This is a genomic window from Pedobacter sp. (genome assembly GCF_035317785.1).
Classification (GTDB): Bacteria; Bacteroidota; Bacteroidia; order Sphingobacteriales; family Sphingobacteriaceae; genus Pedobacter.
This window is the reverse complement of sequence record NZ_DATHGC010000341.1, coordinates 1-8,900: the sequence shown is the minus strand read 5'-3', so window position 1 is coordinate 8,900 and position 8,900 is coordinate 1. Positions and strand designations below refer to the sequence as shown.

The following is an 8,900-nucleotide window of genomic DNA, read 5'->3' as shown; positions in this document are numbered from 1 at the left end:
CTCCTGCTGACTGAAGTATTGTACAGATACATGTATATCAGCGGTTTTGACCAGCCGTTTACCGACCAGCAAAACTTTGGGAACTATATGGACCTGATCTTAATGAACAAGATCAATTCGGGTGGCTGGGTGGCCATCAATTGCTTGCCGACGGCAGCTCATACCATTTGGGGGATGATCGCAGGGAAAATCTTATTGAGCAGCAGGTTGGATTTAGGAAAGGTAAAGACCCTGGTCATTGCCGGCCTCTGTTGTTTGCTGCTTGGGTATGCTCTGGATATGGCTGGCGTTACTCCCATGATCAAAAAGATTGCTACAAGTTCGTTTGTCCTGGTTTCGGGAGGATGGTGTCTTTTGATGCTTGCATTTTTATATTGGTGGATCGATGTGCTCGATCATAAAAAATACTTGTCTTTCTTTCTGATTATTGGAATGAATTCCATTTTCATTTACCTGTTTTTTGAAATTGTGGGTTCACGCTGGTTCAACGGTTATGTTTTTGCCATCACTGGAGGGCTGCTGGATCTGGTCTCTGTTCCAGAACATATAGTGGAACTGATATCCTGTCTGTGTATCTTTGCTTTTGAATGGGGCATTTGTTATTTTCTTTACAAAAAGCGGATCTTTTTTAGGGCTTAGTGGCTCCGCTTTTTGTTAATTTAGCGGTGATGGATGTTTTAGATGTGTTTATAATTGGTGGCGGGCCAATTGGCTTGGCTTGCGGAATACAGGCTCAGGAGGCAGGTTTGACCTATGTGATCGTAGAAAAAGGCTGTCTGGTCAATTCCCTCTATAATTATCCGCAAAACATGACTTTCTTTTCTACTTCGGAGAAACTGGAGATCGGCGGTGTTCCTTTTGTTTCAAATCATCCGAAACCTACCCGTGCCGAAGCTCTGGAATATTACAGAAGGGTGAGCCTTAAATTTTCTCTGGATGTGCGTTTGTTTGAGATTGTAGAACGGGTAGATAAAGAAGCTGTATTTCAGATTCTTACTTCCAAATGTCATTATCAGGCAAGGAATGTCATTGTTTCTACCGGTTTTTATGACCTGCCTAATAAAATGAATATCCCGGGAGAGGACCTGCCAAAAGTAATGCACTATTACAAAGACCCGCATTATTATGCTATGCAAAATGTAATTGTAGTTGGCGCCAGCAACTCTTCTGTCGATGCGGCGCTGGAAACCTATAGGAAGGGCGCCAGGGTGACCATGGTAGTCCGGGCTCCGGAGATCAGCAAACGTGTAAAGTATTGGGTGCGTCCCGATATCATCAACAGGATCGGGGAGGGCAGCGTCACTGCGTATTTTAATGCGGAGCTTCTGGAAGTCAGGGAACATGAAGCTGATATTCAGACTGAAAGTGGAAAGACTACCTTACCCAATGACTTTGTACTGGCATTAACCGGCTATTGTCCCGATTTTGAACTGCTGCGAAGATTTGGTATTACGCTTTCCGAAGATGAAAAACTGCTTCCGGCGCACAACCCCGAAACAATGGAGACCAACAGGAAAGGACTATACCTGGCGGGCGTGGTGTGTGGAGGGATGGATACACATTTGTGGTTCATTGAGAATTCGAGGGACCATGCGGTAAAGATCATAAAGCACATCACCGGCAAACCATAGTCTTTTTCAACTGTTGTAACTGATGTAAATTGTTCGGTTATGAACCTGGAAAAATACGTCAAAAAAAGAGATTTCACCAAGACCAAAGAGCCCGGTTCCGGGAAAAAAGCGGTGGAGCCTGACCGGTCAGCGGCAAAATCTAAACTGATGTTTGTCGTACAACGACACCATGCATCAAGATTACATTATGACTTCAGACTTGAAATGGCCGGGGTGCTCAAGAGCTGGGCTGTACCCAAAGGACCTTCTTTGAATCCTCAGGACAAGCGGCTCGCCATGATGGTGGAGGATCATCCCTATGACTACCGTACCTTTGAGGGGACTATTCCTGCCGGAAATTATGGTGCAGGTGTGGTGGATATTTTTGATCAGGGAAGCTATGAAGCACTGGATAAGGGATCAGAAAATGATTTGCTGAAAGATCTTCATGCCGGAAGCCTGAAATTTAAATTGCATGGTAAGATCCTGAAGGGGGAGTTTGCCCTGGTGAAAATAAAAAGTGCCGAAGACAACGCATGGCTCCTGATCAAGCATAACGATGATTATGCGTTAAAGAAGGCATTTGACAGCGAAGATCTGGTCAGTGCAACTGTAAAGAAAAAAGGGCTTGATTTTAAGAAGGAAGCTAAGAAAGAGAAGAAGACAGTTGTACAGGAAGTAGCGGATCGGGAGGTAGAAGAAGAAATAGAAGACAACCCTGCAAAAAAAATAGAGGAGATCGATTACAAGCCAATGCTGGCGAAGCTGTCTGATAAACTGTTTGACGACGCGGACTGGGTCTATGAGAAAAAGCTTGACGGGTACCGTTCGCTGGCCTATACCAAAGCTAAGGGTGGAGTGAAGCTGATTTCGAGAAACGGGATAGACTTTGGAGAAAAATACAAAGCGGTGTCTGATGCGCTTGCTGAATTGGGTTTGGATGCGGTCATAGACGGGGAGCTGGTGGTACAGGATGAAAATGGACGGAGCTATTTTCAGAAATTGCAGAACTATAATGCAGAAACCGAAAAAATGGCGCTTAAGTTTTATGTGTTCGATCTGCTGGCTTTAAATGGTCATGACATCAGGAACATGGAACTGCTGAAGCGTAAGGAACTGCTGCAAAAAGTGATCGAAGGGCTGAACAACCCAGTTGTTGTTTATAACGGACATATTCAGGGAAAAAGCAGGGAGTTTCTGGCTGAAGCTGAAAAACATGGCTGGGAAGGGGTGATAGCCAAGCATGTGGAGAGTACTTATATGAGTAATAAGCGCACAGACCTGTGGCTCAAATTTAAGCTTCAGAACACGCAGGAAGCTGTGATCATCGGCTATTCCAAACCTTCGGGAAGCAGGCATTATTTTGGCTCGCTTGCCCTGGGAATGTACCAGGGTTCCGAGCTGATATATATTGGAAATTGCGGTACCGGATTTAATGAGGAAACGCTGAAGGATGTATTTGATAAAATGAAGCGACTGGTGCGGAAAAGCAAGCCGGTAAGGGATAACGTCCATAAAGAAAGAGAATTTACCTGGCTGAAACCGGAACTCGTATGCGACGTGACCTATTCAGAATGGACAGAAGATGAGCACTTGAGACATCCAGTGTTTAAAGGGTTGCGTATTGACAAGGAACAGGATAAAGTAGTGCGGGAAGCACCTGTCGGAGGTGACGATAATGAAGTAAAGGATATGGAAGATTTAACAGATAGCATTAAAAAAGAGGACAAGGAACTGGTCTTTGGTAAAAAGAAGGTGAAGCTGACCAATCTGAACAAGATTTACTGGCTAAAAGAGCAGATTACAAAGGGCCGGCTTATCGAGTATTACAGCGAGGTAAAGGACTACATTTTGCCTTATCTGAAAGACAAGCCCCTTTCACTAAACAGACATCCAAATGGTATTGAGGAACCGGGATTTTATCAGAAGGACCTGGATCTGGATAAGGTCCCGAAATGGATAAAATCAGCGTCGCTTTATTCGGAAAGTAACGATAAGGATATAGATTACCTTGTCTGTAACGACGAGGCAACATTGTTATGGATGGTCAACCTGGGCTGTATAGAGATCAATCCCTGGCTGAGCAGGTATAAAAAGCCCGATCATCCGCTCTATGCGGTACTGGACCTGGATCCGCATGACATTGATTTTAAAGAGGCCGTCAAGGTGGCGCTTTCGGCCAAGTCAATGCTGGATAAAATGAAGATCACGGCATTTATCAAAACATCGGGCTCAAAAGGCTTGCATATATTTATTCCCGTAGGGGACAAATACGATTATGACATTACCAAAGATTTTATAAAATACCTCGGACAATTGCTGCTGGATAAGCATCCGGATACGACGAGTCTGGAACGGAGCCCTTCCAAGCGAAAAAACAAGATCTACCTTGATTTTCTTCAAAACCGGAGGGGGCAAACTATAGCGGCGCCCTATTCTGCAAGGCCAAAACCAGGCGCCATGGTTTCTACCCCGCTGGATTGGAAGGAAGTGAACGAAGATCTTGACCTGAAAAACTATACCATTTTTAATACCATGGACAGGCTGAAAAAGAAGGGGGATCTGTGGAAGGACGCACTGGTAATAAAGAATGATCTTTTTAAGGCGCTAAAGAAATTAAAGGAATAGAGATGGCACTGATTGTTGGATTAACGTCAGAAATCCGCAAACACTTTTATTAGTGTGATGAACATGTTACTTTTGTTAACACTGTTAATTAAATTTAATTAGTATGGGCATCGCAGAACGCAAAATAAGGCAGAAGGAAGAATTCAGAACAAGTATACTGGAGGCTGCCTGGTTACAGGTGCTCACTGACGGCTGGCAGTCTTTATCGATCAGAAAAATAGCCGATGCGATAGAATATAGCATTCCGGTGATCTATAATCATTTTGAAAATAAAGAAGCCATTCTGCTGGAGTTTACCAAAGAGGGCTTTCAGAAGCTGGCGGATGTGTTGCAATTTGCAAAAACTCAGCATGCTGAGCCTTCTGTACAACTAGAAGCCATTGCCCATGCCTACTGGGATTTTGCATTTGAACATAAAGAGTATTATCAGCTCATGTTTGGATTGGGGATACCCGCATGCGATCGGGTAAACCAAGTTGAGGAGATGAAGACCATGACCATGGTCATGATCACAACCATACAGGATGCAATAGCCGGCAGCAAAAACAGCGATGCAGATTATTTTTTAAAATACCATACTTATTTTTCTATTCTCCACGGGCTGGTGTCCATACAAATGATTGAAAAAGCGGGTAAGCCTGATGCTGGGAAGAAAATGATCCTTCAGGATGCAATTTCAGGGTTTATTACTTCTCTTGTTGTCAGATAATACCTAATTTCCTTATATTTCCCCTCAGAAAACAACAATATACCTGGTTGGCTGTTAAATCACTAAAATGAATTCTGATATGAGAAGACTATTCAATACCAATTTTAACAACGAAAGTGTGCACTTTATGCTGTTAATCATGCGTGTAGCAATCGGGGCTTTCCTGCTTGTTCACGGTTATCAGAAACTGCAATGGATTTTGGCGGGGGGAGAACTTCAGTTTGCTGATCCAATAGGCCTGGGTGTTCCTGCATCTTTGTACCTGACAGTATTTGCAGAATTTTTCTGTTCCATATTAGTGATTCTTGGATTGGCCACCAGGCTTGCGACAATTCCATTGATCATTCTCATGCTTGTAGCGGCATTTATAGTGCATGGTAGTGATGGTTTTGATAAGCAAGAGCTGGCCCTGCATTATCTGGTTGTTTTTGTATTCCTGCTTGTTACAGGTCCTGGGAAATACAGCATCGACCGTTTTATTAGCCCAAGCTCCAGCAGACGCAGACGCTAATTTGAACCGGGCAATCATTTAATGTATATTATTTCGTTATAGCTGTTATGAAGAGGATTTTATTGGTTTGCCTGACGGCTATCGCGGTTTCTGGTTGTGGCATTAATAAACAGGCACAGCAGATCAAGGCACTTGAAAAATGTAAATACAGGATTACCTCTGCTGAGCAGATCATGGTAGCCGGTACTGATGTGAAAAAATTGGTAGGTGGTCAGGACATGGATTTGGGAAGTTTACCTGGCCTGGCTTTCGGTCTGCTGAGAAAAGATGTTCCCCTTAAAGCGCGTCTGAACCTGGAGGTTACTAATCCGACGAGTAATGATGCAGCCATTAATGAGTTTGAATATAAAATTCTGATCAACAATCAGGAACTGGCCAATGGCTTTATAAACCAGGCGGTAAATGTCGTTGCGGGTGGCTCGACTATAGTGCCGGTAGCTATGGAAGTGAACATTTACCCTTTTATTTCCAATAACAAAGTGATGGGAGAGATCACTGAATTTATAAAAAGCAGTAAAGGAGGACCTGAAAAGAAAGGAATGCTTACGCTCAAAATCAGACCCAGTATTAAGGTTGGGGCTGCGCTGATCAAATACCCGGGTTTTATTACCATAGATAAAGAAGTAAGCAGCAAAATTCTCCTATAAGAACTGTAGTATTTTTGCAGTATTGTTACGGAGTTTAATTTGTATTGAACAGGAGATTAAGGATTTTTAAGTAATTTCGGATTTTACGATCCGAATATGAGACTTTGCATATACCTGTTCTTCATCATTGTAACGGCCCCGCTTTTTACCAAAGCCCAAAGCATGCAACAACTGAATGCTGCGGAAATCAAACAAGGCCTGCTGGCCTTGAATGTGACCGGGAGCGTGCTTTACATCGCAGCCCATCCTGATGATGAAAATACCCGTTTGCTGACATATCTGGCTAAAGAAAAGAAAGTACGTACAGGCTATCTATCCCTGACAAGAGGTGATGGCGGTCAGAATTTAATTGGTAATGAGCAGGCTGAGTTGCTGGGGCTGATTCGTACACAGGAACTGCTCGCAGCACGCCGTACGGATGGTGCCGAGCAATTCTTTACCCGTGCCAATGATTTTGGCTTTTCTAAAAATTCTGATGAAAGTTTCAAGATATGGGATAAGAAAAAGATTCTTGCTGATGTGGTCTGGGTGATCCGTAAGTTTCAGCCGGATGTGATCATCACCAGATTTCCCGAAGATTCCCGTGCCGGGCATGGCCACCATGCTGGGTCAGCCATCCTGGCCCATGAGGCCTTCGCTGCTGCTGCTGATCCAAAACAATTTCCTGAACAGCTAGCCTTTGTGAAACCCTGGCAGGCCAAACGCATTCTTTGGAATACATTTAATTTTGGCGGCAACAATACGACTTCGGATGATCAGTTGAAAATTGATGTGGGTGCATATAATGCGCTGTTGGGAAAAAGTTATGGTGAAATTGCTGCAGAAAGCCGTTCCAATCACAGGAGCCAGGGTTTTGGTTCGTCCAGCCAAAGGGGAGGCGGACTGGAGTTCTTTACCCCAGTGGCAGGTGATGCTGCGCAAAAAGATATTTTTGAAGGGATTGATTTTACTTTAAACCGAAACCCGGGAAATGCTGCGATACAGCAATTGCTTGACGATATCAATACCACATATGATGTCGCCGATCCTTCAAAATCGGTCAGCAAATTGTTGAAGCTGAAAGGGCTGGTTAAGGGAAAGCCTTTTAAACAGGTACAATTGGATGACCTCATCCTGGCCTGCGCGGGCATCTGGCTGGAAAGCGCCGCAGGAAATTCGGCCTACGCACTCGGTGATGACGTTAATGTCAGGATCCAGGGAATAGCCAGGGTCAAAGAAGGATTCGCTTTCCCCATCAGTATTATAGAAGGCAATTCGGGTGCCTCTTTTGAGTTGAAGCCTAACCGGTTTGTTTCTGAAGATAAAAAGATCTCCTCTGCAAATGCCAGAATAACTCAGCCTTACTGGCTGGAAAAGGAACACGGTATTGGTGCTTACATCGTTGATTCACTTTCAAAAATAGGGCTGGCGGAAAATCCTATAGGTTTAAGTGGTTTGTTTAAGGTAAAGATAGGTGATGAAGTCATAGAAAAACGATTGCCTGTTGTTTATAAATACACAGACCAGGTAAGAGGAGAAATCTATCAGCCACTGGTCATCGCTCCTCCGGTAACGGCAACGCCTGCCGACAGGTCTTTTATCTTTAATGGCAATGAGCCTAAAAAGATCAGCCTGACGTTAAGGGCTTTTAAAGACAACGCTTCCGGAGTGCTTGAGCCTAAGGTTCCGTCCGGATGGAAGGTCGTGCCTGAGAAGGCAGATTTTAGAATGGCAAGGAAGGGAGAAGAGCAGCGTGCGGATTTTACAGTTACTCCGGCGGGACAAGTTTCGGAAGGTGTTTTTTCACTCAATGTCGTTGTAGATGGCAAAAATTATCATCAGGGTCTGCATGTTGTCAATTATGAACATATCCCGGTTCAGACTTTATTTCCCTTAACGCAGGCCAAGATGAGCAGGATTGACCTCAAGTTTGCCGGTAAACGCATAGGATACATTGCCGGTGCGGGAGATATGGTGGCTGAGTCTCTGAAACAAGTAGGATATGCAGTTGAAGACCTGAGTTTGAACCAGCTCATTAATGGTGATCTTTCGGTTTATGATGCCATAGTAACAGGGGTGAGGCTGTACAATGTGAGCGATCAAATGCGTGGCATACAACCCAAATTGATGAAATATGTGGAAGAGGGAGGGACATTACTGGTCCAGTACAATGTGAACTCACCGCTTCGGATCGATAACCTGGGTCCTTTTCCATTTGGATTGTCAAGAGACCGTGTGACTGAGGAGGATGCAAAAGTGACTTTACTGTCTCCGGACCATCTGGCATTGAATTATCCCAATAAGATTACCAATAAGGATTTTGAGGGCTGGGTCCAGGAAAGAGGCTTGTATTTTGTGACCAATATGGACAAGAAATACACAGTTTTGCTGAGTATGAATGACAATGGTGAATCTGCTAAAAATGGTTCGCTGATCGTAGCGGACTATGGTAAAGGAAGGTACGTATATACAGGGATTTCATTCTTCAGGCAGCTGCCTGCAGGAGTGCCCGGTGCGTATCGCTTGTTTGTCAACCTGCTGTCCGGAAAGAAAAAATAACAGAATTAGTCATGAAACCTGAAAGCCCTTTGCAAAATGAACAGGAACTGCCTCCATTCGTAAAAACCTGGCGACAGTTTTACAGGCTGCTGATTGGCTGGCTGGTCTTCCTGATCCTTATATTTTACGCATTTACAAAATACTTCGAATGAGCGGTATAGACTGGGCAGTATTGATACTCACACTGGTTGAAATTGTGACCTATGGCATTTACAAGAGCAGGGGTGAACAGAATATCCATGGCTACCTGCTTGGAA

7 protein-coding genes and 1 pseudogene are annotated in these 8,900 nt (G+C 44.1%); all 8 read left to right on the top strand.

What is annotated here, in order from left to right; genetic code table 11:
- Window positions 1–639, top strand: a pseudogene (locus VK541_RS21620) (DUF5009 domain-containing protein); the annotation flags it as partial.
- Between the two features lie 29 nt (window positions 640–668).
- Window positions 669–1,631 carry a YpdA family putative bacillithiol disulfide reductase gene (locus VK541_RS21615; protein WP_324372589.1) on the top strand — a complete coding sequence of 321 codons (963 nt, stop codon included), beginning with the start codon at window positions 669–671 and terminating at the stop codon, window positions 1,629–1,631.
- Window positions 1,632–1,670: 39 nt separating this feature from the next.
- Window positions 1,671–4,238: a DNA ligase D gene (ligD, locus tag VK541_RS21610; RefSeq protein ID WP_324372588.1), complete on the top strand. Its 2,568-nt coding sequence runs from the start codon at window positions 1,671–1,673 to the stop codon at window positions 4,236–4,238.
- 103 nt (window positions 4,239–4,341) lie between these two features.
- The gene (locus VK541_RS21605; RefSeq protein WP_324372587.1) at window positions 4,342–4,947 is read left to right on the top strand and encodes a TetR/AcrR family transcriptional regulator; all 606 of its coding nucleotides are present in this window, start codon (window positions 4,342–4,344) and stop codon (window positions 4,945–4,947) included.
- Window positions 4,948–5,026: 79 nt separating this feature from the next.
- Complete coding sequence (locus tag VK541_RS21600) at window positions 5,027–5,458, top strand: DoxX family protein (RefSeq protein ID WP_324372585.1); 432 nt, start codon at window positions 5,027–5,029, stop codon at window positions 5,456–5,458.
- 47 nt (window positions 5,459–5,505) lie between these two features.
- Window positions 5,506–6,105: an LEA type 2 family protein gene (locus VK541_RS21595; protein ID WP_324372584.1), complete on the top strand. Its 600-nt coding sequence runs from the start codon at window positions 5,506–5,508 to the stop codon at window positions 6,103–6,105.
- A 96-nt stretch (window positions 6,106–6,201) separates the two neighbouring features.
- Window positions 6,202–8,643 carry a PIG-L family deacetylase gene (locus VK541_RS21590; RefSeq protein ID WP_324372583.1) on the top strand — a complete coding sequence of 814 codons (2,442 nt, stop codon included), beginning with the start codon at window positions 6,202–6,204 and terminating at the stop codon, window positions 8,641–8,643.
- A gap of 11 nt (window positions 8,644–8,654) precedes the next feature.
- Window positions 8,655–8,795 (top strand): hypothetical protein, encoded by a 141-nt coding sequence (locus VK541_RS21585; RefSeq protein ID WP_324372581.1) that lies wholly within the window; start codon window positions 8,655–8,657, stop codon window positions 8,793–8,795.
- Window positions 8,796–8,900 lie beyond the last annotated feature (105 nt).